The sequence below is a fragment of the Hymenobacter sp. ISL-91 genome (assembly GCF_018613725.1).
GTDB lineage: Bacteria > Bacteroidota > Bacteroidia > Cytophagales > Hymenobacteraceae > Hymenobacter.
Genome location: NZ_JAGGPS010000040.1, coordinates 13,906 through 37,605 on the forward strand (window position 1 = coordinate 13,906; position 23,700 = coordinate 37,605).

18 protein-coding genes, 1 tRNA gene, 1 other RNA gene and 1 pseudogene are annotated in these 23,700 nt (G+C 60.9%); 9 read left to right on the top strand and 12 right to left on the bottom strand.

The window, feature by feature from the left end:
* Nucleotides 1–44: 44 nt before the first annotated feature.
* From J7E24_RS15510 to J7E24_RS15520, 3 genes are all read right to left on the bottom strand, one after another.
* Nucleotides 45–755: a sigma-70 family RNA polymerase sigma factor gene (locus J7E24_RS15510; protein WP_215139040.1), complete on the bottom strand. Its 711-nt coding sequence runs from the start codon at nucleotides 753–755 to the stop codon at nucleotides 45–47.
* Between the two features lie 253 nt (nucleotides 756–1,008).
* Nucleotides 1,009–1,347 (bottom strand): hypothetical protein, encoded by a 339-nt coding sequence (locus J7E24_RS15515; protein WP_215139041.1) that lies wholly within the window; start codon nucleotides 1,345–1,347, stop codon nucleotides 1,009–1,011.
* 608 nt (nucleotides 1,348–1,955) lie between these two features.
* Entirely contained in the window at nucleotides 1,956–3,128 is a 1,173-nt protein-coding gene (locus tag J7E24_RS15520) for a DegT/DnrJ/EryC1/StrS family aminotransferase (protein WP_317195666.1), read from the bottom strand.
* Between the two features lie 181 nt (nucleotides 3,129–3,309).
* Here J7E24_RS15520 and J7E24_RS15525 point away from each other — a divergent pair, with 181 nt between their 5' ends.
* Nucleotides 3,310–4,191 (top strand): DUF6565 domain-containing protein, encoded by an 882-nt coding sequence (locus J7E24_RS15525; RefSeq protein WP_215139043.1) that lies wholly within the window; start codon nucleotides 3,310–3,312, stop codon nucleotides 4,189–4,191.
* A 112-nt stretch (nucleotides 4,192–4,303) separates the two neighbouring features.
* Here J7E24_RS15525 and J7E24_RS15530 read toward each other — a convergent pair whose 3' ends face one another.
* The 5 genes from J7E24_RS15530 to ffs all read right to left on the bottom strand — a co-directional run bounded on the left by J7E24_RS15530 (nucleotide 4,304) and on the right by ffs (nucleotide 7,353).
* Nucleotides 4,304–5,194, bottom strand: coding sequence for a glycosyltransferase family 2 protein (locus J7E24_RS15530; protein WP_215139044.1), 891 nt, complete (start codon nucleotides 5,192–5,194; stop codon nucleotides 4,304–4,306).
* Nucleotides 5,195–5,316: 122 nt separating this feature from the next.
* The gene (locus J7E24_RS15535; protein ID WP_215139045.1) at nucleotides 5,317–6,015 is read right to left on the bottom strand and encodes a cell division ATP-binding protein FtsE; all 699 of its coding nucleotides are present in this window, start codon (nucleotides 6,013–6,015) and stop codon (nucleotides 5,317–5,319) included.
* A 42-nt stretch (nucleotides 6,016–6,057) separates the two neighbouring features.
* On the bottom strand, nucleotides 6,058–6,261 hold the full coding sequence (locus J7E24_RS15540) for a fructose-6-phosphate aldolase (protein ID WP_215139046.1): 204 nt from the start codon (nucleotides 6,259–6,261) through the stop codon (nucleotides 6,058–6,060).
* Between the two features lie 101 nt (nucleotides 6,262–6,362).
* The gene (gene fsa / locus J7E24_RS15545) at nucleotides 6,363–7,019 is read right to left on the bottom strand and encodes a fructose-6-phosphate aldolase (RefSeq protein ID WP_215139047.1); all 657 of its coding nucleotides are present in this window, start codon (nucleotides 7,017–7,019) and stop codon (nucleotides 6,363–6,365) included.
* Between the two features lie 237 nt (nucleotides 7,020–7,256).
* An RNA gene (ffs, locus tag J7E24_RS15550) (signal recognition particle sRNA small type) lies at nucleotides 7,257–7,353 on the bottom strand.
* Nucleotides 7,354–7,601: 248 nt separating this feature from the next.
* Here ffs and guaA point away from each other — a divergent pair.
* The 3 genes and pseudogenes from guaA to J7E24_RS15570 all read left to right on the top strand — a co-directional run bounded on the left by guaA (nucleotide 7,602) and on the right by J7E24_RS15570 (nucleotide 13,756).
* On the top strand, nucleotides 7,602–9,134 hold the full coding sequence (guaA, locus tag J7E24_RS15555) for a glutamine-hydrolyzing GMP synthase (protein ID WP_215139048.1): 1,533 nt from the start codon (nucleotides 7,602–7,604) through the stop codon (nucleotides 9,132–9,134).
* 204 nt (nucleotides 9,135–9,338) lie between these two features.
* Nucleotides 9,339–10,454, top strand: a pseudogene (locus tag J7E24_RS17675) (anion permease).
* Nucleotides 10,455–10,612: 158 nt separating this feature from the next.
* On the top strand, nucleotides 10,613–13,756 hold the full coding sequence (locus J7E24_RS15570; protein ID WP_215139050.1) for a carboxypeptidase regulatory-like domain-containing protein: 3,144 nt from the start codon (nucleotides 10,613–10,615) through the stop codon (nucleotides 13,754–13,756).
* 79 nt (nucleotides 13,757–13,835) lie between these two features.
* On the opposite strand, the gene J7E24_RS15575 is transcribed toward J7E24_RS15570, so the two are convergent.
* The 3 genes from J7E24_RS15575 to J7E24_RS15585 form a co-directional block, all read right to left on the bottom strand.
* On the bottom strand, nucleotides 13,836–14,888 hold the full coding sequence (locus tag J7E24_RS15575) for a methyltransferase domain-containing protein (protein WP_215139051.1): 1,053 nt from the start codon (nucleotides 14,886–14,888) through the stop codon (nucleotides 13,836–13,838).
* Nucleotides 14,889–15,235: 347 nt separating this feature from the next.
* Nucleotides 15,236–17,158, bottom strand: a complete 1,923-nt coding sequence (locus J7E24_RS15580) for a DUF4153 domain-containing protein (protein WP_215139052.1) — start codon at nucleotides 17,156–17,158, stop codon at nucleotides 15,236–15,238.
* 132 nt (nucleotides 17,159–17,290) lie between these two features.
* Nucleotides 17,291–17,372 (bottom strand) — tRNA-Leu (locus tag J7E24_RS15585).
* 246 nt (nucleotides 17,373–17,618) lie between these two features.
* Between J7E24_RS15585 and J7E24_RS15590 the strand changes: the two genes are divergently transcribed.
* The gene (locus J7E24_RS15590; RefSeq protein WP_215139053.1) at nucleotides 17,619–18,125 is read left to right on the top strand and encodes a low affinity iron permease family protein; all 507 of its coding nucleotides are present in this window, start codon (nucleotides 17,619–17,621) and stop codon (nucleotides 18,123–18,125) included.
* A 147-nt stretch (nucleotides 18,126–18,272) separates the two neighbouring features.
* Here J7E24_RS15590 and J7E24_RS15595 read toward each other — a convergent pair whose 3' ends face one another.
* Nucleotides 18,273–18,899 carry a Dps family protein gene (locus tag J7E24_RS15595; RefSeq protein ID WP_215139054.1) on the bottom strand — a complete coding sequence of 209 codons (627 nt, stop codon included), beginning with the start codon at nucleotides 18,897–18,899 and terminating at the stop codon, nucleotides 18,273–18,275.
* Nucleotides 18,900–19,284: 385 nt separating this feature from the next.
* Here J7E24_RS15595 and J7E24_RS15600 point away from each other — a divergent pair, with 385 nt between their 5' ends.
* From J7E24_RS15600 to J7E24_RS15615, 4 genes are all read left to right on the top strand, one after another.
* Entirely contained in the window at nucleotides 19,285–19,806 is a 522-nt protein-coding gene (locus tag J7E24_RS15600) for an MOSC domain-containing protein (RefSeq protein WP_215139055.1), read from the top strand.
* A gap of 25 nt (nucleotides 19,807–19,831) precedes the next feature.
* Nucleotides 19,832–20,731 (top strand): histone deacetylase, encoded by a 900-nt coding sequence (locus J7E24_RS15605; RefSeq protein ID WP_215139056.1) that lies wholly within the window; start codon nucleotides 19,832–19,834, stop codon nucleotides 20,729–20,731.
* 156 nt (nucleotides 20,732–20,887) lie between these two features.
* Complete coding sequence (locus J7E24_RS15610) at nucleotides 20,888–21,910, top strand: J domain-containing protein (protein WP_215139057.1); 1,023 nt, start codon at nucleotides 20,888–20,890, stop codon at nucleotides 21,908–21,910.
* A 271-nt stretch (nucleotides 21,911–22,181) separates the two neighbouring features.
* Complete coding sequence (locus J7E24_RS15615; RefSeq protein ID WP_215139058.1) at nucleotides 22,182–23,654, top strand: flavin-containing monooxygenase; 1,473 nt, start codon at nucleotides 22,182–22,184, stop codon at nucleotides 23,652–23,654.
* The last annotated feature ends 46 nt before the right edge of the window (nucleotides 23,655–23,700 follow it).

A 23,700-nucleotide genomic window follows, 5' to 3' on the forward strand; every position in this document is an offset into this window, starting at 1 on the left:
TGATGGATAGAACGGCCCGGCTCATCCGGACCGTTACGGGGGCATCAGGCTGACACCCGGGGTGGGGCGCTGAGACGGCCGAATACACGGGCTACCATCTCGTCGCAGTAAATAAGGTTGAACTCGTAAACCGATGCCTGCGGATACCAGCTTTCCAGCTTTCGGCGCAACAAGGATTTGGCCCGGCTCAGGCGCGCGTTCACATTGGTTTCGGTGGTACCCACTGCTTTGGCCGTTTCCTGGCTGCTGAGGCCCTCCAATTCGCGCAACACAAACACCAGCCGGTAGTTGGGCGGCAGTGTCTGGATGCACTGCTCCAGCACTGCTCCTAGCTCCCGATTGATAATTTCCTGCTGCCCGTCGGTAGCGGAAACAGATGGGGGCCCGGAGGCGCCGGCAGTATCGGTGGTGGCGGGCATAGGTTGAGGCTGCCGGGCCGCTGCTCGGCGCCCGTGGTAGCAGTTATTGAGCATGATTCGTATCAGCCAGGTTTTGAAGCTGGCCCGTTCCTCAAACTGGCCCAATGCCTGGTAAGCGGCCACGTAGGTATCCTGCATCAGGTCCTGCACGGTGTCGTGGGTAAAGCCGTAGGAGCGGCCCACTTTATAAAGCACGCTGTTGTAGCGCCGGATCAGCAATTCGAAATACGTCTGCTCGCCACCCAGAATGCGGGCAATGAGCACGGTGTCATCCGCAGCAGCAGCCAGCGGCAAACGGGGCGAGGAAACGGCGGGAGAGTCAGGTTCTATAGGCATAGATGAATCGTTTCGAGACAGTGTTTTGGCGCTGGCAGCACTACTCGTAGCATACAAACCCCGCGTAGCAGCACTTAACCGAAAACCGGCCCCGGCGCCAACTGGCACCATTGCAGCAGGCCGAAGGTAGGATACACCCGACCTGCCAGCGCAAAAACGGCTGGTGCAGCAGAGCCGTGCGCCGGAGCGCCGGAGCGTCGGCCCTTAAAAAAGGCCGCGCCAGTTGCTACGCAACCTTGTAAGCGCCAGCAGCCTAGCCCCAAACGTACACCAGCAGCGTGATGAGGCTGCTCACGGCCAGCAGCGCATGCAGGCCGGCTATAGCAGTGGGCTTAGCCTTATCAGGGCCACTGGTCAGGAACATATAAATTCCGCCCAAAGCCGTTACAATGAACAGGATAATGCTGAGCTTGGGATAAGCTGCAGGGTGGGTAAAAGCGTAGTACACCAGTACCAATAACCCCGAAACGGCCGCCAGCCCGTGGCTGTATACCACAGCTTTGGGCGCATTCTTCTTTTTGAGCCAAGTTACCAGAATGGTCGCGCCAAGTGTGGCAGCCAATACGAATAAGGCAATGCTAGCGTACAACATGGGCAATAGGAGTTAGGAGTTGATGGTGGAATACTTGTTGGAGTGCTGGCAAGAACCAAACCTTACAGTAGGAGGCAAAAGTATCATTTCTCCAGAGCCACAACAGCAACAAATGACCGCATAAGAATTTCCTATAGATGATAAAATGAGGTAGATACGCCCAATGAACCCGCCTGGGTGTTCCGTGACGGGCCGATGTTATACCCCCTATCATAATAACCCCGTAAAGAGTACGGGACCACCGAAACAACCAGAGGCAAAGGGTTAACTTTCGAACGGAACGTGGCCTTTAGAATCGGTTGTTGGCGAAGGCTTAGGTCGTGTTTGGGCGCGCACTTTGGCTCCAGTTCGTTTGAACGGTGTAAAGGTCCGGCACTACCGAACCGGTATGCAGCGCGACAAGCCAACCGGGTATCCCGCTGCTTTCAGACTGGTCTCCACCAGGTCGTACGGGTACTGGTGTTTGTAGTTTCAAGACCACCTGATTGCCAGTTCCTTGAGGCAACATAGTTAATACTGCCTCTGTACTTACCCAGCAAAGCCATTGAGGTGGCGTCGCGCACAGGCAAGGAATCAGGAGGGAAAATTGGAATTACCGGGCCAGGCGGCTATTCCACTCGGGCCAGCCCCGCCGCTACCTGCGCCGCCACGTAGGCTACCTGCTCATCGGTAAGCGTGGGGTGGATGGGCAGCGAAAGCACGCTGCGGCACAGGCGCTCGGCCACCGGAAACTGCCCGGCCCGGTAGCCCAGCGGCGCATAGGCGGGCTGCAGGTGATTGGGCAGCGGGTAGTACACGGCCGTAGGCACACCGCGCATCGCCAGATACGCCTGCAGCGCGTCGCGGCGGCCCGGCTCGTCGGCCACAGTAAGTGTGTACTGATGGAAAACGTGGGTGCTGCGCGGGTCGCGGGCGGGCACCGAAACGCCCGGCAGGCCCGTCAGCAGCGCGTCGTAGCGGGCGGCCACGCGCTGGCGGGCGGCAGTCCAGGCGAGCAGGTGCGGCAGCTTCACGCGCAGCAGGGCCGCCTGCAGCGTATCGAGGCGCGAATTCAGGCCCACATGCTGATGATGGTACTTGCGGGTCTGCCCGTGGTTGGCCAATTGGCGCAGGTATTCGGCGCGCCCGGCATCGTGCGTAAACAGCGCGCCTCCGTCACCAAAGCCACCCAGGTTTTTGCTCGGGAAGAATGAGGTAGTGCCCACCTCTCCTACTGTCCCAGCCATCCATCGGGGCCCGTTTTCAGCCTGAAATGCAGCCCCGATGGCCTGGGCATTGTCTTCGATAAGGGCCACGCCGTGCCGGTCGGCCAGCTGGCGCAGGGCCTGCAAATCGGCGCACTGCCCGAATAAGTGCACGGCTATAATAGCCCCGGTGCGGGGCGTGAGGGCAGCGGCTACGGCCTCCGGGTCGAGGTTGAAGGTGCCGGGCAGTACGTCGGCCGGTACCGGGCGCAGGCCCAGCACGACGGCCGCTTCCAGGGTGGCCACGTAGGTGAAGGCGGGCACAATCACTTCGGCTCCGGCCGGCAGCTTCAAGCTCATCAGCGCCAGTTGCAGGGCATCGGTGCCGTTGGCGCAGGGCACCACGTGCGGGCCGCCCAGGTACTGGCTCAGTTCGGCGGCAAACTGCCCCACGGCCGGCCCCTGAATAAAGGCGGCCTCGTGCAGGCAGGCGGCGGCAGCAGCGTTTAGCTCGGCCTGCAGCGGGGCGTGCTGGGCCGGTAAATCGAGCAGCTGAATAGGAGCAGGTGGCCCGACAGACAAAGGGGAAACAGACACGGACAAATCGAAAAAAAGCAACCGAAGCGGCAAATATACAGCGCCCCACATCGGGCTATACCCCACCTGCTGCCACCCTCGACCACCGCAACCGCAGGTTGCAGGTTTGCGTTAGACCCCAAAGGCTACGGCCGCTTTTGCTCTCTCCGGCAACCTCCCTTTCCTCCTTAAACCCACGCTTATGCTTCGCAAGACCCTCACCATTCCGGCGCTATCGGCCCTGCTGCTCACGGGCGGCCTGTTCACGCAGACCAGCTGCAACAACGCGCAGCAAACCGAAATGGCCGCTGATAAAGACCAGGCCTACAACGATTTCCAGACCTTCGTTTCGGATACTGAATCCAGAGCCGAAGCCGCGGCCAATGCCACCGAGGACGACTACAACCGCGAAACGACCCAGATGAAGGCCGATTTCGATAGCCGGGTAGCGGCCGTCGACAAATATGCCGACCAGTATGACGACACGCGCCGGCAGGAAATTGAGCAGCTACGCAACCGCTACACCACCGCCTACGACAAGCGCGAGGCCTCCTGGAGTAGCCGTTCGGCGGGCGACATGCAGTTGGGCAAGTATTATAAGCCCAGTTCGCCGGCCAGCCGCCTGACGGCTGCCAACGCCCGCCAGACGTACGAGTCGTTCGTTAAGGACATCAAGCAGAACGAGGACAGATACGACATCAACGACTGGCGCAACATCAACGCCGAATGGCGGGCGCTTGACGAAGCCTACGACAAAGTAAAAGGCGACATTGCGGTAAATGATCTGGCCGAGATTCAGAAAGAAAAGTTGAAGTACGCCGCCTTCAAATCGTTCGATAAGGCCGAAGCCCGCACCGCACAGGGCGCCGATGCCATCGGCGCCGCCGCCAACGAGGTAGCCAACGAAACCCAGGACGAGCGTTCGGCCGTGGGCCGGGCCGCGAGTAACACCGCTTCCGATGTAAAGGAAGCCGGTAAAGACGTTGGCCAGGGTGCCGCTAATGTGGGCAGCAAAGTAGGCAGTGCCGTAAAAGGTGCCTACAAGGAAGTGAAGTCGGAAGTAAAAAACACCGACAACGACTAGCCAACTGCCTGCCTGTAAAACCGCTGAAAGTGCCGGTTCTTCTCTGGAAGAGCCGGCGCTTTCGCGTATTCTACCTTGATCGGCGCGCTATCTGGCCGGTATTGCCAGCTGCTTAGCGCAGTTCCGTCAGCAGCCAGTACAGCTTGAGGGCGTCGAGCTGGCGCAGGCTGGGGCGGGCCGAGAGCAGGTTGCGCTGCACCTGGCTCTGGCGCAGGCTGAACGTGGTGCGAACGGCCTCGCTCAGGCCCCAGCGCTGCAGGCGCAGGGCGGCTCCCAGCAAGCGGGTATCGGCCCCCAGGCCCTCGGCCTGGTACAGCTGTACCAGGTTGCGCACGGCATCATGGCTTTTTTGCAGGAATACGGGGGCCGCTTCCAGGCCCTCGTGCAGCACTGGGTTGTCGAGGTGCTGAACCACGATGCCGGAGCGGCGTAGCAGCCAGCCAAACTTCGTGTCCTCATGGCCGTAGCGCGTGAGGCTTTCATCGAGGCCTAACTCCCGGAAAACGCCGGCCTGAATAAGCAGGTTGTTGAGCGTGAGCTGGCCATGTGGGGCGCGCTGGCGCACGGCAGCTGGTCGGGCCTCACGCCGGCAGCCATACAGCCAGCGCAGGCGCAGAGCGTCATCGGCGGGCGGGCTTGCCTGGTAGATGGTGCCGCCAACCAATACCGGAGCCAGGTAGCGGCCGGCCCGGTAGCGGGCCAGAAACTGGTCATCGGGCAGGCGGCTGTCGTTGTCGAGCAGCAGCAGCCAGGCGTAGCGGGCGGTGGTGGCCAGCTGGTTGCGAATAGCGGCCCGGCCTACGTTGCGCTCCAGCTCACTATACACTACCCCAGGCAACCCGGCCAGCTCGCGGTTCAACACCCGAAAAGGCTCCTGCGAACCATCGTCGAGGCAGCGGATTTCAACGGGGCCGTGCCAATCGGCTGCCTGCGCCAGCAATGCGCGCACCAGCGGCCGCACATCGTTGTTGAACACCGGAATCAGCACGGAGAGCCCAATCATGCGCGACGGGTAGGGGCTTGCAGTTGGGGATGAGGAATCGGACAGCACGGCTGCCCACCCCTAGAGGCGCAGGCAGGCCAATTGGTTGTCAGCAGAGCCCGCTTTTTTTGGGTCAGGCGAGTTTAGCTCAAGGCAAAGGGCGTCACGGCCGAGTCAATCAGCTGGCCCTGCTCGCACTTTAGCACCCGGTGGGGATACTGCTCGATGAGCTGGTAGTTGTGGGTGGCCATAAGCACGGCCGTACCGGCGTTGTTGATTTCCACGAACAGCTTCATGATGCTGTCCGACACGTCGGGGTCGAGGTTGCCGGTGGGCTCGTCGGCCAGCAGCAGCAACGGCTCATTCAGCAGCGCCCGGGCAATTACTACCCGCTGCTGTTCACCGCCCGACAGCTGGTGGGGCATTTTGCCGGCCACGCTGGCTAGCCCTACCCGCATAAGCACCTCAGAAATACGCTGCTGCTTGCGAGCCTTGCCTTTCCAGCCGGTAGCGTTGAGTACGAACAGCAGGTTATCGGCCACCGAACGGTCGAAGAGCAACTGAAAATCCTGGAAGATGATACCCAGCTTGCGCCGCAGGTAAGGTACTTTCTCGCTGCCGCTGCTGCCCATGCTGCGGGGCAGCCCGAAGCCCACCACCGAGCCGGTACCGGCGGGCAGCGGCAAATCGGCGTACAGCGTCTTCAGCAGCGAGCTTTTGCCCGAACCCGTCCGGCCTACCAGATAAGCAAACTCGCCCTTTTCCAGCGCAAACGTCACTTTCTGCAGCACCGTATTTACGTCCTGCATAATGTAGGCATCGTGCAGCTCAATAACGGTCATAGTGTGGGATTATGGGGCGTTTTTACCTGAAAAAGCTATGTCCTAAATATCCAGCTTCTGCAGCCGGCCAAATTCGAGGCCGCTGATAACGCCGGCCAACGCGGTTTCCTTGCCTTCGAGGCCGTAACGGTGCAGGTCCTTCAGCGGCCTGTCGGCCCGGAAGTAGGCGATGAGCACAAATTCCTGGTCTCGCAGTTGAATGTAGTCCGGAATTTTGGCCTTGCCCTTTACTTTGATGATGTACACGGCTTTTTTTAATTATGAATTTTGGATTATGAATTTTAAATTGAGGTATTTCAGCCTCCGTCCACAATTCATAATCCAAAATTCAAAATTCATAATTAGCGTTAGCTATTCGCCTTCTGATGGTCGGCCAGGAAAGTGGCCAGCCCCTTATCGGTGAGCGGGTGGTTGAGCAGGCCCGTAATGACGCTCAGGGGGCAGGTTACCACATCGGCACCCAGCTCGGCGCACTGCAACAGGTGCGGTACGTGGCGCACCGAGGCGGCCAGCACCTGCGTAGGGTAGCCGTAGTTGCTGAAAATGTCCACAATCTGCTGCACCAGCTGCAGGCCGTCGTGGCCGATATCATCGAGACGGCCCACGAAAGGCGACACGTACGTAGCACCAGCCTTGGCAGCCAGCAGAGCCTGTCCGGCCGAGAAGATAAGCGTGCAGTTGGTCTTGATGCCTTTATCGGAGAAGTAACGGATAGCTTTCACGCCTTCCTTAATCATGGGCACCTTCACCACAATGTTGGGGTGCAGCTCGGCCAGCGCCTCGCCCTCACGGATCATGCCCTCAAAATCGGTGGCAATTACCTCGGCCGACACGTCGCCGTCCACGATTTCGCAGATCTGCTTGTAGTGGCTCATCACGGCATCAGTGCCTTTGATGCCCTCTTTAGCCATTAGCGAGGGATTGGTAGTCACGCCGTCAAGCACGCCCAACTCTACGGCTTCCTGAATTTCCTTGAGGTTGGCGGTATCGAGAAAAAACTTCATCAGATCACGGATTAGCACTGATTTTATCAGATTTCACGGATTTAGGGAACGAGCCGTTGAACGGGCCGATCTGCTTCCGGAAGCCGGCAACGACCGGCGGCGCAAAGTACGCAAAAACAAAAAGGCGGCCCAAACGGGCCGCCTTTTCTATTTATCAGTTGCATGATTAACTGGCGGAAACGGGCCGGCTACAAAAACCGGGAAATCCGTTAAAACCCGCGCTAATCCTTGGGCCAAAAAAAAGCGAGCCAAAATCGCACCGCTCAACCACCTACCCTTGCTACCTTCCGGTCCTGGGGGAATTCAGCAGGAGCTGGTCGTTCTGACTCGCCGATGCAAAGGTAGGCACAGTTTCGCTGATTTCTTCGTGCTTTAGCCGAATTTTGCCGGTTGGACGGCTATGAGCAAGGTAATCAGGGGCTTTTTTTGTTGACGTAATGTCCCTGCCGGGTTACTATAGGTCCGGCAATGCTGTTTTCACAGGTTCGATGCCCGCTACACCTTACTTGCGGCCGGGGGCTGGCACCGAAAAAAAGGATGGGCGGGTGCGGCGGGTTTCAAACAGGGACACTACTTTTGCCTATGCCTGAACAAATTCTTATCCTCGATTTCGGTTCGCAATACACCCAGCTAATTGCCCGGCGCATTAGGGAGCTGAATGTTTACTGCGAAATTCATCCGTTTACGCACGCCCCGGACCTCACTGAGGACATCCGGGGCGTCGTGCTTTCGGGCTCGCCCTGCTCGGTGCGCGACGCCGACTCGCCTAACCCCGACCTGAGCGCCTACCTGGGCCGGGTGCCGGTGCTTGGCGTGTGCTACGGCGCGCAGTTGCTGGCTCATCAGCAGGGCGGCGAAGTGCTGCCAGCCACCATCCGCGAGTATGGCCGCGCCCGCCTGACGCACATCAACCAGCACCACCCACTACTGCATGGCCTGGAGCCCGGCTCGCAGGTCTGGATGTCGCACGGCGACACCATCAAGGAGCTGCCGACGGGCTTTCTGGCCATTGCCGGCACCCCCGATGTGGCGGTGGCGGCCTACGAAATCGAAGGCCAGCAGACCTACGGCATCCAGTTCCACCCCGAAGTAACGCACTCGACGGACGGCAAGCGCCTGATGCGCAACTTCGTGGTGGATGTGTGCGGCTGCGCCCAGGACTGGACGCCCGAGCACTTCGTGGATAGCATGGTGGCCACGCTGCAAACCACCATTGGCGAGCAGGACCAGGTGATTCTGGGCCTTTCGGGCGGCGTCGATTCGAGCGTGGCGGCCTTGCTGCTGCACCGAGCCATTGGCTCGCGGCTGCACGGCATTTTCGTGAACAACGGCCTGCTGCGCAAGGATGAGTACGAAGACGTACTACACTCTTACAAAGACCTGGGCCTGAACGTGCGCGGCGTGGATGCCAGCGCCGAGTTTTACGCGGCCCTCGAAGGGCTTACCGACCCCGAGCAGAAACGTAAGGCCATTGGCCGCACATTCATTGAGGTGTTCGACCAGGAGGCGCAGAAAGTGCAGGGCGCCCGCTGGCTGGCCCAGGGCACGATTTATCCTGATGTAATCGAGTCGGTTTCGGTGAACGGGCCGGCCGTAACCATCAAGAGCCACCACAACGTGGGGGGCCTGCCCGAGAAGATGAACCTGAAGATTGTGGAGCCGCTGCGGGCCTTGTTCAAGGACGAAGTGCGCGAGGTAGGCGCGGCGCTGGGCCTGCCAAGCCACATTCTGCACCGCCACCCCTTCCCCGGTCCCGGCCTGGGCATCCGCATTCTAGGTGACATCACGCCACTCAAAGTGGATTTGCTGCAGCGCGCCGACGCCATCTTCATCAACGGCCTGAAAGAACACAACCTCTACGATGAAGTGTGGCAGGCCGGCGTAATGCTGCTGCCCATCCAGAGCGTGGGCGTAATGGGTGATGAGCGCACCTACGAACAGGTAGTGGCCCTGCGCGCCGTAACCAGCGTTGATGGTATGACGGCCGACTGGGCCCACTTGCCCTACGATTTCCTGGCCGAAGTCAGCAACCGTATCATCAACCAGGTACGCGGCATCAACCGCGTGGTCTACGACATCAGCTCGAAGCCACCGGCGACGATTGAGTGGGAATAAGAAGCCGTAATTAAGCTTCGGTTTAACCGAGGATGTGGGATTCAGTGGCGCGGCTATTCAATTGTTGCTGCCCTGCTTGCCTGAGGAAAATTATTTCCTGACCCGGTGAAACCAACGGTCGGAATACCGCCGTAGATTGCCCCACAAGCCCCTCACTAGTATCTGGTGTGGGGCTTTTGTTTAGGCTTTTTACTGCTGCTGCTCATGCTGTTGCTTTTCCTGTTTCTGGCGGTTCTGCTGCTCACGTATTCCAACGGAGCCAACGACAACTTTAAGGGTGTGGCCACGCTGTGGGGCAGCGGCACATTAGCCTACCGACCGGCCCTAATTTTGGCCACGGTGGCTACGTTTGCCGGCTCCATCTGCTCGTACTTTTTTGCCGAGGAGCTGATTAGAAATTTCTCGGGCAAAGGGCTGGTGCCGGATGATATTATTCAGTCGGTTGATTTTACGCTGTCGGTGGCGCTGGCGGCGGGCGTTACGGTGCTGCTGGCCACGCGGTTCGGGTTTCCCATTTCCACCACCCACGGGCTGGTGGGCGCGCTGGTGGGCGCCGGGCTGGTGGCAGTGGGCACAGCGGTAAATTTTGCCAAGTTGGGGGCCAGCTTTTTCCTGCCGCTTATTCTGGGGCCGGTGCTGGCCGTGGGGCTGGGCAGTCTGGTGTACGTGCTGTTTCGGCAGGGCCGCCGGGCGGCGGGCATCACCGAGGCATCGTGCGTGTGCGTGGGCAATGCCTGGGTGCCGGTGGCCACCGCGCCTACGGCGGCTTTCACGGCGCTGCCCACGCTGCAAGCTGGCACGGGCACCCAGGCCGAGTGCTAGAACCGCTACCAGGGTACCTTCATCGGCCTTAATTTTCAGCCCCTTATCAATAACCTGCACTACGGCAGCGCCGCAGCCATGAGCTTTGCCCGCGGCCTCAACGACACGCCCAAGCTGGTGGGTTTGCTGCTGCTGTGCAAGTTCTTCGCCATGCCCGTGAATGTGCTCATTCTGGCCGTGGTCATGGCCATTGGTGGCTTGCTGAACGCACGCAAAGTGGCCGATACGATGAGCAAGAAGATATCGAAGCTCAACCACGGCCAGGGGTTTACAGCCAACCTGATAACGAGCCTGCTGGTAATTGCAGCCAGCAAATTCGGCCTGCCGGTGTCTACCACCCATGTGTCGGTGGGCAGCATTTATGGCATCGGGCTGGTAAACGGCACGGCCAACTCGCGCGAGATTGCCAAAATCGGGTTGTCATGGCTGCTCACGCTGCCGGTGGCCGCGCTGCTGAGCGCGGGCTTCTATTACGCCTTTCACACGCTGGGCCAGTGATGCTGCTCTGATGAGTGAGCGTCATGCTGAGCTTGTCGAAGCATGTCTACCGCTTCGTTGCGGTAGTAATTCAACGAAGCGGTAGACATGCTTCGACAAGCTCAGCATGACGGTCTGCCTTTATCTAATTCCCCTTCTCCCCTGCTTACCCTCATTACGTGAAACAACTCCTACTCCTGCTGGTGGCCAGCTTTCTGCCGCTGTTTACGTTTGCCCAGCTCACGACCAGCACCTTTGAAGGCCAGGTTGAGGGACAAAGCGGGGGCGCTATTCCCGGCGCTACGGTGGTGCTCACGCACCAGCCTACCGGTACGCGTAGTGGTACGCAGTCGGACCCCAGCGGCAAGTTCCTGCTCACCAACCTCAAGCCCGGCGGCCCCTACCAGGTGCAGGTGAGCTTTGTGGGGTACACCACCGAAACCAAAACGGAGCTGTACTTGAGCCTGGGCAAAGTGGCCCGCCAGACGTTTACGCTGCGCGAAACCACTACCGAGCTGGCCGACGTGCAGGTGACGGCCAACAAGAGCGACCCGTTCACGACCGACAAAAATGGCCAGGCGTACCATCTGGGGCAAACGGCCATCCAGAACACGCCCACCGTGAACCGCAGCCTCGGCGACCTGACTAAGCTGATGCCGCAGGGCAACAAAAACTCCTTCGGCGGCTCCAACTACCGCTTCAACAACCTGAGCATTGATGGCATGGCCACCAACGACGTGCTGGGGTTCCAGGAGCCGGCGGGCGGCGCGGCCGGCTCGGTAGCCGCGGGCACACCCGGCGCGCTGGCCGGCACCCAGCCCATTTCGCTTGATGCCATTGATGAAATTTCGGTGGTGGTTTCTCCTTTCAATGTCACGCTGGGCAACTTTACGGGGGCCAACATCAACGCTGTTACTAAAAGCGGTACCAACCGGTTTGCGGGCAGCGTGTATGGGTACGGCCGCAACCAGGTGCTCACGGGCCGGAGTGTGGACGGCCTGCGCACGCCCATCGACAAGTACTACGACATCCAGTCGGGGGCCAGCCTGGGCGGACCCATCATCAAAAACAAGCTGTTTTTTTTCGGCAACTACGAGTTGCAGCGCCGCGAAGAGCCGGTATCGTTTGCGCCCGGCACGCCCGGCGCCGGCGTGCCGCTGGAGGTGGCCCGGCAGGTGAGCAACTTTTTGCAGTCGGAGTACGGCTACGACCCCGGCACGTTTGGCAACGCCTCCATCAGGCGCAACAGCGACAAGTTTTTGCTGCGCTTCGACTACAACATCTCCGACAAGCACCGCCTCACGCTGCGCGACAATTACGTGGCCGGCTTCGCCGATAACCTCGAACGCTCGCCTACGGTGCTCAACTACGGCAACCAGGGCTTCCGGCACAACAGCCGCACCAATAGCCTGGTGGCCGAGCTGAAAAGCACGTTCAACAGCCGGGTTTCCAATCAGCTGATTGCCGGCTTCAACACCGTGAACGAAGACCGTAGCTACCAGAACCGGCTGTTTCCGCACCTCGAAATCAGCTACAATGCCTCCACCATCATCTACGCAGGTACGTATCGTGAGGCGGCCATTTACGGCTCCAGCGTGAGCACCACCCAGCTCACCGACAACCTGACGGTTTTCAAGGACAAACACACGCTCACTTTCGGCACTACCAACGAGCTGAACAACATTGAGTACCGCTTCCTGACGGCCTTTAACGGCCGCTGGCAGTACCCTTCGGTAGATGCGTTTCTGGCCAACCGCCCCAACCGGGTGCGCGGCGTGTACAACACCCAAAACAACGACGCGGCCTTCAACAAAAACCAGCCTTCGGCCGATTACCGGGTGCTGCTACTCAGCGCCTACGCCCAGGACGACTACCGCGCAACCGACCGTTTGAGCCTGCAGCTGGGCCTGCGCCTCGACATGCAGCTGCACCCCGATAAGGTGCCGGTGAACCCGGCCGTGGCCCGCAATCCGGAGTTTGCGCAGTACCAGAACAAGTTTGGTGGCGTGCCGCAATTCAACCCTCGCTTCAGCTTCAACTACCAGCTCAACGAGGCCAATACGGTGCAGGTGCGGGGCGGCTCGGGGCTGTTTACGGGGCGCATTCCGTTTGTGTGGTACGCCTACGCACACTATATCTCGGGCAACCGCTACAACAACATCGACTTCCGCCCTACCGGCACGTTGCCCATTGCCGGCGACCTGTCGTCGTTGCAGTCGGTGCAGCCCGGCATTGCCGAAATCAACCTGATTGACAACGATTTCAAGCTGCCCCGCGACTGGAAATCCACGCTGGCCGTGGATGTGAAGCTGCCCTATGATTTCACCTTCACGGCCGAGGGCCTGTACTCGAAAGTGGTGACGGGTATGCTGTTTCAGTCCATCAATTTCAAGGACGCCAAATCTACCTTCGCCGGCCCCGACAACCGGCCTTACTTCACCAACACCGGCAGCGCGGCTAAAATCGACCCCGCGTTTACCAACGTGTTTGTGATGCGCAACACCAACCGGGGCTACAACTACAACGCCACGTTTACGCTCAGCAAGCGCATCCAGAACCGCCTGGAGGCCTATGCCGGCTACAGCTACGGCCAGAGCAAAGACATCGTGAACGGCGTGCGCGTGTCGCCGGCGGCCAACTACGAGTGGAACCAGTCGCTGGTGGCCAACTCCCCTGCCCTGGCCTATTCCAACTTCGATTTGCGCCACAAGTTCATAGGCAACGTGTACTATAACCTGAACGTGCGCAAGGTGAACCTGGGGGCCAGCCTGGTATACATTGCGCGCTCGGGCAGTCCGTTTTCGTTTGTGTATGAGGGCGATGTGAACCGCGACGGCTCGGCCAAAAACGACCTACTCTTCATCCCCCGCACCCGCGAGGATATAGTGCTGGCGCCCATCACGGGGGCCGCGCCGGTATCGGCGGCGCAGCAGTACGAGCAGCTCGACGCCTACATCAACAACAGCCCTTACCTGGCAAGCCGCCGCGGCCGCTACGCCGAGCGCAACGCGGCCCGCACGCCCTGGGTCCAGCAACTCGACCTGCGCCTCACGGCCAAGCTGCCCCTCACCCAGGCCGGCACCCAGCGCCTCGAAATCACGCTCGACGTGCTCAACCTGGGCAATCTGCTCAGCAACGACTGGGGCCGGCAGTACTTCGTGCCCAACATCAACAACTCGGGCTACGCGCTGCTCAACTTCGTGCGCATCGAGGATAACCGGCCCGTATACCAGTTCAAGGAACCTACTGGCACCCCTTGGCAAACCGACCCCATCAGCTCGCGCTGGCAGGGCCAACTGGGCCTGCGGTATTCGTTCAACTAGGCATCCTGGTCAAGGCCGTCACGTCAGAAAACGCCCCCGCACNNGTGCGGGGGCGTTTTCTGACGTAACGGCTGGTTGCTTAGCAGCAGCTGCCGGTAGTATCGTCGGCGGCAGAGGAACTGGCCGTAGTGACCGCGGGCCCGCACGGGAACAGGCCGAAATGCCGGTCTTTGGTCCCATCGAGGCGGAAGTGCGCCCCGAAGCGAGTGAGGGCCAGCATGTCGGCGGTGTTGCCGCACACCAGCATGGGCCGGCCGGTTTCAAAGTGGTGGTGGTCGTCGAGGGTGAAGCCGTTGGGCTCGTCGGGCAGGGTGCCCAGGTAGGTAGCCACCTGGCCGTAATCCTCGCACTGGTCTTCCAGGGCCAGCTTAAAGGCCCGCACCGTGAGCGAGTAGAACTTGATGTTGCCCACCTTTTGCTCAATCTCCTCGTTGTCGATGGTGAGACGGCGCTGGCTCATGAGGCGGTAGTCGTTGATGCCCAGCTCGCGCAGCAGGCGGCGGAAATCCTCGGTGTACAGGGCGCCGCTCAGGCACTCGCCGTACAGCACGGGGTCCTGGCGCAGGCTTTCGGGAATGCGGCGGTCGGCAAACACGTCGGCAATAAACAACTCGCCGCCGGGCTTCAGCACCCGGAATATTTCGCGGTAAGTGGCGGCTTTGTCGGTGCTCAGGTTCAGCACGCAGTTGCTCACCACCAGGTCCACGCTGTTGTCCTCGATGCCGGCGGCGGCCAGGTCTTCGATGTAGCCGTGGCGGAACTCCACGTTGGGCTTGGCGTAGCCGAATTTGGTGGTATGAGCGGCAATGTTGCGGTTGGCTACGGCCAGCTGCTCCTCCGTCATATCGACCCCAATTACGTGGCCCTGCTCGCCCACCAGCTTCGAGAGCAAGTACACGTCGCGGCCCGAGCCCGAGCCCAGGTCGAGTACCGTGAGGCCTTCTACGGCCGAAGGCACGCACACGCCGCAGCCGTAGTACTTCTCCAGCACTTCCGACTCCAGCGTGGCCAGAATGCGTTTGTGGGCGGTCGGAATGTCGTCGGTGCAGCAGGCGTTGGTTTTCAGGTCCTGGCTGGTGGTCAGCTCGCGGCCGTAGTAGTCCTGTACTTGCTGCTGAATGTGTTGCTCCATGAGAGAAGAATTCGAATAGAAGGGAGAATGCGCTGGTAAGCGTGAGAACGAACGAATAGTTTTCAGGCAGGCGCTGCCGCACGGATTCAACAAACCCTCGCGGCCCGCCGAAACCGAATGCCGCGCTGCCCACCGAAAGTTACGACCATTATGCGGCAGCGGATTGCCCGCCCGATTACGTGCGCCGACTCCTGTGCTGCCTGCGTGCCGAAGCAGGAGCTAACGCCTAAAAAACCAAGAGTGGTATCAGCTTGCCGACCAGCAGACAATGAATAAAAGGCCGGAAAAGCAGAGACACAAATCTGGTGTATCGGGCGGCCTATTCTTCGCCCTGCCCCGGCATTGGTTTACCTCACCTCCAGCAGCGCGCGGGCCTGGTAGTTGTAGCGTACCGTGTCGCCCTGCTGCTCGCGGGTTAAATCGGTTAGGTAAAGTTGCAGCTTTAGGGTGGGGCTGGCAGCGCGGAGCGTGAGATCTTGCGTGGTCAGATTGACGCGGTAATCGGCGGGGTTTCGGCCATAAACGGTGGCCAGCGAATCGGCCAGCCCCCCCGGCGACACCGCCAGCAGCTGCTGCCAGCGCCCCGTACCCTGCGACCTTTCCACTATCAGTTGCTGCCCGTAGCGAAGCGCCCGTACCCGGAAACTGCCGTTGTCGGCCAACGGAATCGAGGCCACTACGTTGGCTGTAGCAGTGCCCCGGTCATAGTCGTGCACATTGATATCGTTGAGCCAGTAGCGGCCGCCGCCCAGGGCGTATACCTCGCTCGTTCTCGCTTTTCGTTCCGTCCCGAAGTTCACCCGCTGGCCTGCCTCACGCACGTCCTTCTCGGTGATGTAGCGCGAAATTCGGTCGTAGCCGGTGAGCGTGAAGGGTCGCTCCTCCCATTTGTTCGCCTGCAGGCGCTGCTGCTGCCGCGAAAGGCTGCGCACCGAATCGGGCGGCGTGAGCGAGGCCGCAAACAGGGGCTGCAGCACTGGCAGGGAGTTGCGGTCGGCAAAGAATTCGAAAACGGAGCTCAGGCGCTGCCGCGCCGCGAAAGGCAGCTTCGGCTGCCGCCGGGCCGCGCCGTCGAGCTTGCCGTTTTGCAGCAGCTTGTACTCCTGGCTGATTTCGCGCAGCTGCGCGAGCTGGCTACGCTCGGCCACGGCAAACGCGCCCCAGGGCCCACCGGCAGCCAGCAAAGCCAGCAGCCCCAGCGAGGCCGGAATCCAGATGATGCCCTGGCCCCGGCGCAGCAGAAAGTACGCGGCCATACCCAGCAGCCAGCCCGCCAGCAGCAGCACGAAATAGCGCTCCTCGGTAACGCCGTATTCGCTGATGCGGGTGCCGATGGCCACGGCCAGCAGCCCCAGCAGCGGAAACAGCGCCCGGTAGAACCAGCGGGCAAACGTGCTGATCCAGGCGTTTTCGGCCGCTTGCCGGATGGGATGAATCAGGAGCAACGCGAAGATGCCGGCCACCGCCAACGCCAGTACCAGCACCGAAACCCAGCCCTGCGGCAGCGTCCAGGTGAGCAGAATGCGGCCCAAGTAGGCATACAGAATCACGAAGTAGAGCACCACCAGCGGCAGCAGCACGAACTGGGTGAACACCTTCAGGCCTTTCGGGTAAGAGGCCGGCTGCTCCAGGGCTGCAAAATCGGTGGGCACACCAGCCAGGAAAAACCAGGTATTAAACACCGTAGCCAGCGCCACAAACAGGCAGGCGTACAGGCGTTCATCCAGCTTCACCCCAAACAGGTTATCAATGGCCAGCAAGGCCAGCGCGCAGCCCGCAAACAGTACCCCCGAGTACAACGCCGCCGTGAGAATGCGCAGAAACAGGGTTTGGTTGTAGCGCCAGAAGCCCGGCGTGTCGGCCGGGCCGCGCAGCTCGGCCAGGTAGGGCCCGGCGGCTACGGCCAGGTGGGCCGCCAGTAGCAGCAGCACCAGTCGTAGCGCCCAAACAAGGTTGGGCTCGGCGGGGGCCAGCGCATACCAGAGCCCCAGCAGCGCCAGTGCCCCCAGTTGTGCCGCCGCCTTTACGGCCGGCCGCCAGCTATACCGCTCGGCTGTTACCGCCAGGGCCAGCATGAGCGGCAGCCCCAGCCCCGCGGCCGTCAGCGCCCCCAATGCCCAATGAGCTTCTGGCTCGGGCCGTAAGCCGCTTATCCAAATCAGATAAAAGCCCACGCCGCCCAGCACAAAGGAGCACAGTAGCGTGAGCGGGAAGCGGCGGGCCACCCGGGCCATTTCGGCCATTAGGTGTTGCAGGGAGGGCAGTTGCATGGCAGAAGGCGGGAGAAGCGTGGTTTGCCACGCCAAGAAAGTCAATGTTTTCTGTCTGAACCAGAGAACGAACTATGCCGAAAAACAAAAAATCCGCTTCGGCCAAGGCCAAAGCGGATTTTCCTGCAAGAGTGCGCGCGGGGAGATTCGAACTCCCACACCCGAAGGCACCACCCCCTCAAGATGGCGTGTCTACCAGTTTCACCACGTGCGCAGATGCTGGCAAGCACTCTTTCTTGTTCAAAAGCCGAAGCCTTCGGACTCGCTGAGGCGGCGAATCGATGACAAAAGTAGGAGGTCGAAAGTCAGGGTGCAAGCGCGGAGCACGTTTTTCCGTCAGATAATGGGTTGGAGCGCCGCTTAATGCTCATTGTCAGGCGTAAAAATTTCATTCCGCATTCATTTAATGGACTTATATTTAACTACCTCCCGCTTTTGTCGCCTTTTGTACCCTTGTCGTATGCAGTCTCTACCTTCTGTAGCGCCGGCGGGCACCACGCGCTTTTTTGCCCGGTTTGCCGCTCGGGTAACCACCTGGTCGGGTAGTACGGCGGCTTTTTGCCTGGCACTGTTTATCATACTGGCCTGGGCCACCACGGGGCCACTGTTTCATTACTCCGAAACCTGGCAGCTAGTAATCAACACGGGTACTACTATCGTTACTTTTCTGATGGTATTTCTCATTCAGCGGGCCCAGAACAAGGATTCGCTGGTGCTCCATCTCAAGCTCAACGAGCTGCTGGCTTCGCACAAGGGAGCCAGCAACCGCCTCATCAACGCACAGGATTTTTCGGAGGAGGAAATCCACATGCTCCACAACTACTTCTGCCTGCTGGCCGAGAAGGCTCGCCAGGACCACAACCTCGGCCGGACGCATTCGGTAGAGGAAGCCGAAGAGAACCACCTGAAAAAGCGCCGCCGCCGTCACCACCGTCGGGGCGGACTACCTACGCTGCCTACCGGGTAGGTCAGGCCGTAGGCACTTAAGCTGTTTCGCGGTTTGTACTTACGCTTACGCGCTTTCTGGCAGGTTCTGCAGGGCTGTTATAGAAAGCAAAAAGGCTTCTTCCCATAACAGGGAAGAAGCCTTTTTAACTTATAAAGCAGGCAGTTCCTATTCGGAACGAACCAGTTGCGTATCCACTACATGCTCCGACACAAACCACACCTGCAACTCGTTGGCGCGCATTACGTCGCTTACTACCACATCATTGGTGCCATCGTCGCCGGCTTCATCGGCCTGCTTGGCATATTCGTGGCAGTTTTTGAGAATAATCTGGTGCGCTTCCAACAGGCGCGACACCTGAATGGGGGCCTCTTCCCGGTCGCGGGGCGTACGCGGAATGGTGGTCAGTTCGGCTACATCATGGGCCATAGCAATGGCAACACCACCCAGAATCTGGATACGCTCAGCAATGGTATCAACAATGGTGCTTTGCTCCTCGTAGTGCTTGTCGTAGAGCAGGTGCAGCTGGTAAAACGTGGGGCCCACTACCTGCCAGTGGTGTTTTTTGTACATGTCGCGCAACGTCATGGTATCGGCGAGCAGCTGGTTGAGCTGGTTTACACTCTGCTGACGCGTTTTTTCGTCGAGGCCGATGGGCAGCCGTTGCGAAACGGTACCGTATTTCTGCAGCGGCTTGGGGGCATCGAACTGCTGGTTGAGGATGGGCTGGATGCTGGAGGCAGAGCCGCTGGTTTGAGCGTCTTTTGCCTTGGTGGTGGCGTTTGACTTAGCCATAAGTAGAGAGGTCAGAAAAAATCAGAAGATAATGCCGGTACGAATCCGTCCGGTTGGTTTAGCATACGTAGGACGTACGCGTAGGTTAAGCATCCGGCACACGTTTTACGCACTTTCCAGCTCTTGCGTATGGCATAACCGCCCATTCACTCACACACCGAAAGCCACCTGAGCAGCTCGGTAGTGTTAGAGGGTAGGGTTGTTGGACGGGCCGATGGGCTGACGGTGCCGTTTGCGCATCAAAGGCCGGCGTTGGTTCGCTGAACGCCGGGGCCGCCTACGGGGTAGCCAGGGTGCTTGCGGGCTGGAATTTTTTAGGGTTGTAGATTGGGTTAGTAAGTGAATCCGCCCGTGGTTCTGAGTTTTCAATTTCTGCGTTTATAAAATGCCATTTCCTTTCTTCGGCGACGATAAATCGACCATTGCCCGGCTGCTGGGCACCCTGCCCCAACAAGGCCGCATCGAGTGGATTGGCCTGCGCCCGGTTCGGCGCGAGGCCATGCGGGTGGTAGCTGAGGCCGAGGCGGAAACCGACCGCCACCTGCTGGGCGACCATGCCCGCCCCCGCCCCGGCGGCAAGCGGCAAATCACGCTTATTCAGCACGAGCACCTGGCCGCCGTGGCGGGCTTTTTGGGTCTGCCCGAGCCGCTCGACCCGGCCCGGCTGCGCCGCAACCTGGTGGTGAGCGGCCTGAACCTGCTGGCCCTGAAAAACCGGCAGATTCGTATCGGGGCCGAGGTGGTGCTGGAAATTACGGGGGAGTGCCACCCCTGCTCGCGCATGGAAGAGGAGTTCGGGCCCGGCGGCTACAACGCCATGCGCGGCCACGGCGGCCTCACGGCCCGCATTGTGCAGGGCGGCCTCCTCCACGTCGGCGACGTGGTGACTGTGTTGCCCAAGGACTAACTGCGGCCGGAGCCACCTACTCTCTATGCACCTTGCCACCTCCGACCGCTACACGCTGCCCCTGCCGATCGGCCACCGCTTCCCGATTGCCAAGTACGGCCTCATCCGGGAGCAATTGCTGTGGCAGGGCATTGCCGCCGAAGCTGATTTTTACGACCCGGGCTTCTGCTCCGAAGAGGATATTTTACGTGTCCACTCGCCCGACTACTGGCATAAGGTGCGCGACCAGCAGCTAAGTGCGGCCGAAGTGCGCCGCCTGGGCCTGCCGCAAAGCCCCGAGCTGACGCGCCGCTCGCTGAGCAGCGCCGCTGGCACGCTGGCTTCGGCGCAGTGGGCGCTGCAGGAAGGCGTGGCGCTGAGCCTGGCCGGGGGCACTCATCACGCCTTCCGCGACCGGGGCGAGGGGTTTTGCGTGCTCAACGACGTGGCCATTGCCGCCGCCCACCTACTCTACCACGGCCTGGCCCGGCAGGTGCTGGTCGTGGACCTTGATGTGCACCAGGGCGACGGCACGGCCAGCATTTTTCGGGATGAGCCGCGGGTATTTACGTTTTCGATGCACGCCGAGGCCAACTACCCGCTGCGCAAGGAGCAGTCGGACCTCGACGTAGCGCTGGAGCTAGGCACCACCGACACCGAGTACCTCCAGACGCTGGCGGCCACGCTGCCCCGGCTGCTGGCCGAAGTGCAGCCCGACTTTGTGTTTTATCTGGCCGGCGTGGATGTGCTGGCCACCGACAAGCTCGGCAAGCTGGCCCTCACTCCCACCGGCTGCCGCCAGCGCGACGAGTACGTGCTCGGCCTTTGCTACCAGCACCGACTGCCGGTGGCCGTAAGCATGGGCGGCGGCTACTCCGAGCGGCTGGCCGATATCGTGGACGCGCACTGCCACACGTTTCGGGCGGCGTATGCGCTGTGGGGGTAGCGGGGCGGCTGGGTGAATTATCATCCTGAGCGAAGCGAAGCACCCTACCATATTGCAACAGTTTATGCCAATATTCAGGCATGATAAGGTCCTTCGCTCCACTCAGAATGACAGTATCTTTGCCCCTTTCTACCAATCGAGTCACTCGTTCATCGAATGCACCTGCACAACCCCTACACCGATTTGCCCGCGGCCAACTCGCTGCCCATTCCGGCGGCGGCGGCCCCTGGCACGCCCGCGCAGCAGGCTTTTGCCGAGGCCGTGGCACGGGTAGAGGGTTTGCGGCAGCGGCTACGAGAGCTGCAGGCAGCGCAGGCCGAGGCGCGCCGCCGCTACTGGCAGCAGGTAGGGCCGGCTGCCGAAACCGTGGTGCAGGCCCGGCAGGCGCTGTTTGTGCCCCTGGAAGAGGCCTTGCTGCTGGGTTATTTCAGTCGCTTGGAGCAGCAGCAGATTACGGCCCTGCTGCTGGGCAATGCCCGTACCCTGCAGGACCGGTTTGGGGAAGATGCCACCGAAATACTACGCAAATACGCCCCGCGCCGCCGACCGATTGATACGGAGCAGGACGACGAGCAGCAGCCCCCGGAAGTGGCCGAACCGGCGCCAGCCGCGGCCGCCGGGAAGGCTCCGCACGAGCAGGCTGCCGAAGCCGCCCGGGCCCGGCGCAAAACCAAGCAGCAGCGTACCGAGGAAGCCGCCGCCCAGGCCGCACGCACCCAGGAGCAGGCGCTGCTGGCCAATACCAAAACGCTGTACCGCCAGCTGGCCCGCGCCCATCATCCCGACCTAAGCCGCGACGAAAGCACCCACGGGCAGCGCACCCAACTTATGCAGCGCATCACGGAGGCCTACGAAGCCAACGACCTGTACACGCTGCTGCAGCTGCTGGCCGAAACTGCCCCGCCCGACCAGACCGACGACACGCTACTGGCGCGCTACACCCAGGCCCTGCAGCAGCAGCAAACCGAGCTGAAACAGCAGATTCAGGGGTTGCAGTACGGCGAGAACGGCCTGAGCGCTACCACCGGCAAAAAGCGCGAGCAGGAAATCAGGCAGCTGAAGCGTCACCTGAAGGCAGAAGCCGAGTACCTGGCCCAGGTGCTACGGCTGCTAGCGGAGCCGGCCGGCCTGCGCCAGCTGCTACGCGAACTGGCCACCGAAGGCCACGACACAATATAGCCCCCAGGCTGCTACGGTAAGGATGTCGGCACAGTGTAGGGGCGGGGCTTNNGGGGACAAGCCCCGCCCCTACGACGTGCCACTAGACTCGGATTAGCTAAGCCAAGCTACACACCGCTTCCGTATAGGTGCTGGCTGACCATCCAATGCCGGCTGAGCAGCACCTGGCAAAGAGCCGACTCAGCGCGTTTGCTTGTCCGAACACGACGATGGGCCGGCCTGTTTACCCGGCTGCTTGCCAAGAAGCAGAACAAGAGTTGACACAGCCCTTATGACACCAGAAAACGAACTGCTTGATGTGCTGATAGTGGGGGCCGGCCTCTCGGGCATTGGGGCGGCGCACGTGCTGCAGCGGCGCTGCCCCGGCAAAACCTACCAGATTTTAGAGGCCCGCCAGGCGTTGGGCGGCACCTGGGACCTGTTCCGCTACCCAGGAGTGCGCTCCGACTCCGATATGCACACGCTGGGCTACTCATTCAGGCCCTGGACCAACCCCAAGGCCATTGCCGACGGGCCAGCCATCCTCGAGTATTTGCGCGAAACGGCCGAGGAAAGCGGTATTACCCGGCACATTCGGTTCGGCCACAAGGTGCTGCGTGCGGACTGGTCGAGTACGGAGGCCTGCTGGACGGTGGCGGTAGCACACAACGGGCAGCAGCATACCTTGAAGGCGCGGTTTCTGTATGCTTGCAGCGGCTACTACGATTACGAGCAGGCCCACCGGCCCGAGTTTTCCGGCGAATCCGACTTTCGGGGCCGCATCGTGCAACCCCAGTTCTGGCCCGAAAACCTGAGCTACGACGGCCAGCAGGTGGTGGTACTGGGCAGCGGGGCCACGGCCGTTACGCTGGTTCCTACCATGGCCAAACTGGCCGCCCACGTTACCATGCTGCAACGCTCGCCTTCGTTTGTGGTCAGCCAGCCCTCCGAAGATTCGCTGGCCAACCGGCTCCGGCGGTGGCTGCCCGGCGGCCTGGCCCACCAGCTTACGCGCTGGAAAAACGTGCTGCTGGGTATTGTGCAGTATGCCATTGCCCGGGGCCGGCCCGCGCTGGTAAAGCGGCAGCTCGTACGCCTGGCGGCCCGCCAGCTCGGCCCCGACTACGACGTAGCCACCCATTTTACGCCGCGCTACAACCCCTGGGACCAGCGCATTTGTCTGGTACCCGACGGCGACTTGTTCCGGGCCATCCGCAAGGGCCGGGCCGCGGTAGTTACCGACGAAATTGAGCGGTTTACGCCCGGCGGCCTGCTGCTGAAATCGGGCCGGGAGCTGCCCGCCGATTTGGTGGTGCTAGCCACCGGGCTAAAAATCAAGCTACTGGGTGGCATCAGGCTCACAATTGACGGCCAGCCGGTGCAGCCATCGGAAACGCTTAGCTACCGGGGCATGATGCTGAGCGGCGTACCCAACCTGCTGCTGGCTTTCGGCTACACCAACGCCTCCTGGACGCTGAAAGTAGACCTGACGGCCAATTACTTCTGCCGCCTGCTGCGCTACCTCGACCGCCACCAGCTGGCCATTGCTGTACCGCGCTGCCCCACCAACCTGCAGGCCCGGCCCCTGCTCGATTTCTCGTCGGGCTACGTGCAGCGGGCGGGCGGCGAGTTGCCCCGGCAGGGCTCCCGCCGCCCCTGGTTTGTTCATCAGAACTACCTTAAAGACCTGCTCAACATCCGCTACACCCGCATCAACGACGGCACACTACAACTGGGGCCGGCCGGGCGAATGCCGGGCAAGTAGGGATTAAAGAAAGAACGTCATGCTGAGCTTGCCGAAGCGGTAGAGA

Coding starts and splice junctions, on each gene's coding strand:
- J7E24_RS15535 (WP_215139045.1), bottom strand. CDS start 6,015: ATGACCGTTATTGAGCTGCACGATGCCTACATTATGCAGGACGTAAAT.
- J7E24_RS15575 (WP_215139051.1), bottom strand. CDS start 14,888: ATGGAGCAACACATTCAGCAGCAAGTACAGGACTACTACGGCCGCGAG.
- J7E24_RS15530 (WP_215139044.1), bottom strand. CDS start 5,194: ATGATTGGGCTCTCCGTGCTGATTCCGGTGTTCAACAACGATGTGCGG.
- J7E24_RS15615 (WP_215139058.1), top strand. CDS start 22,182: ATGACACCAGAAAACGAACTGCTTGATGTGCTGATAGTGGGGGCCGGC.
- J7E24_RS15605 (WP_215139056.1), top strand. CDS start 19,832: ATGCACCTTGCCACCTCCGACCGCTACACGCTGCCCCTGCCGATCGGC.
- J7E24_RS15510 (WP_215139040.1), bottom strand. CDS start 755: ATGCCTATAGAACCTGACTCTCCCGCCGTTTCCTCGCCCCGTTTGCCG.
- J7E24_RS15590 (WP_215139053.1), top strand. CDS start 17,619: ATGCAGTCTCTACCTTCTGTAGCGCCGGCGGGCACCACGCGCTTTTTT.
- J7E24_RS15595 (WP_215139054.1), bottom strand. CDS start 18,899: ATGGCTAAGTCAAACGCCACCACCAAGGCAAAAGACGCTCAAACCAGC.
- guaA (WP_215139048.1), top strand. CDS start 7,602: ATGCCTGAACAAATTCTTATCCTCGATTTCGGTTCGCAATACACCCAG.
- fsa (WP_215139047.1), bottom strand. CDS start 7,019: ATGAAGTTTTTTCTCGATACCGCCAACCTCAAGGAAATTCAGGAAGCC.
- J7E24_RS15610 (WP_215139057.1), top strand. CDS start 20,888: ATGCACCTGCACAACCCCTACACCGATTTGCCCGCGGCCAACTCGCTG.
- J7E24_RS15600 (WP_215139055.1), top strand. CDS start 19,285: ATGCCATTTCCTTTCTTCGGCGACGATAAATCGACCATTGCCCGGCTG.
- J7E24_RS15515 (WP_215139041.1), bottom strand. CDS start 1,347: ATGTTGTACGCTAGCATTGCCTTATTCGTATTGGCTGCCACACTTGGC.
- J7E24_RS15580 (WP_215139052.1), bottom strand. CDS start 17,158: ATGCAACTGCCCTCCCTGCAACACCTAATGGCCGAAATGGCCCGGGTG.
- J7E24_RS15525 (WP_215139043.1), top strand. CDS start 3,310: ATGCTTCGCAAGACCCTCACCATTCCGGCGCTATCGGCCCTGCTGCTC.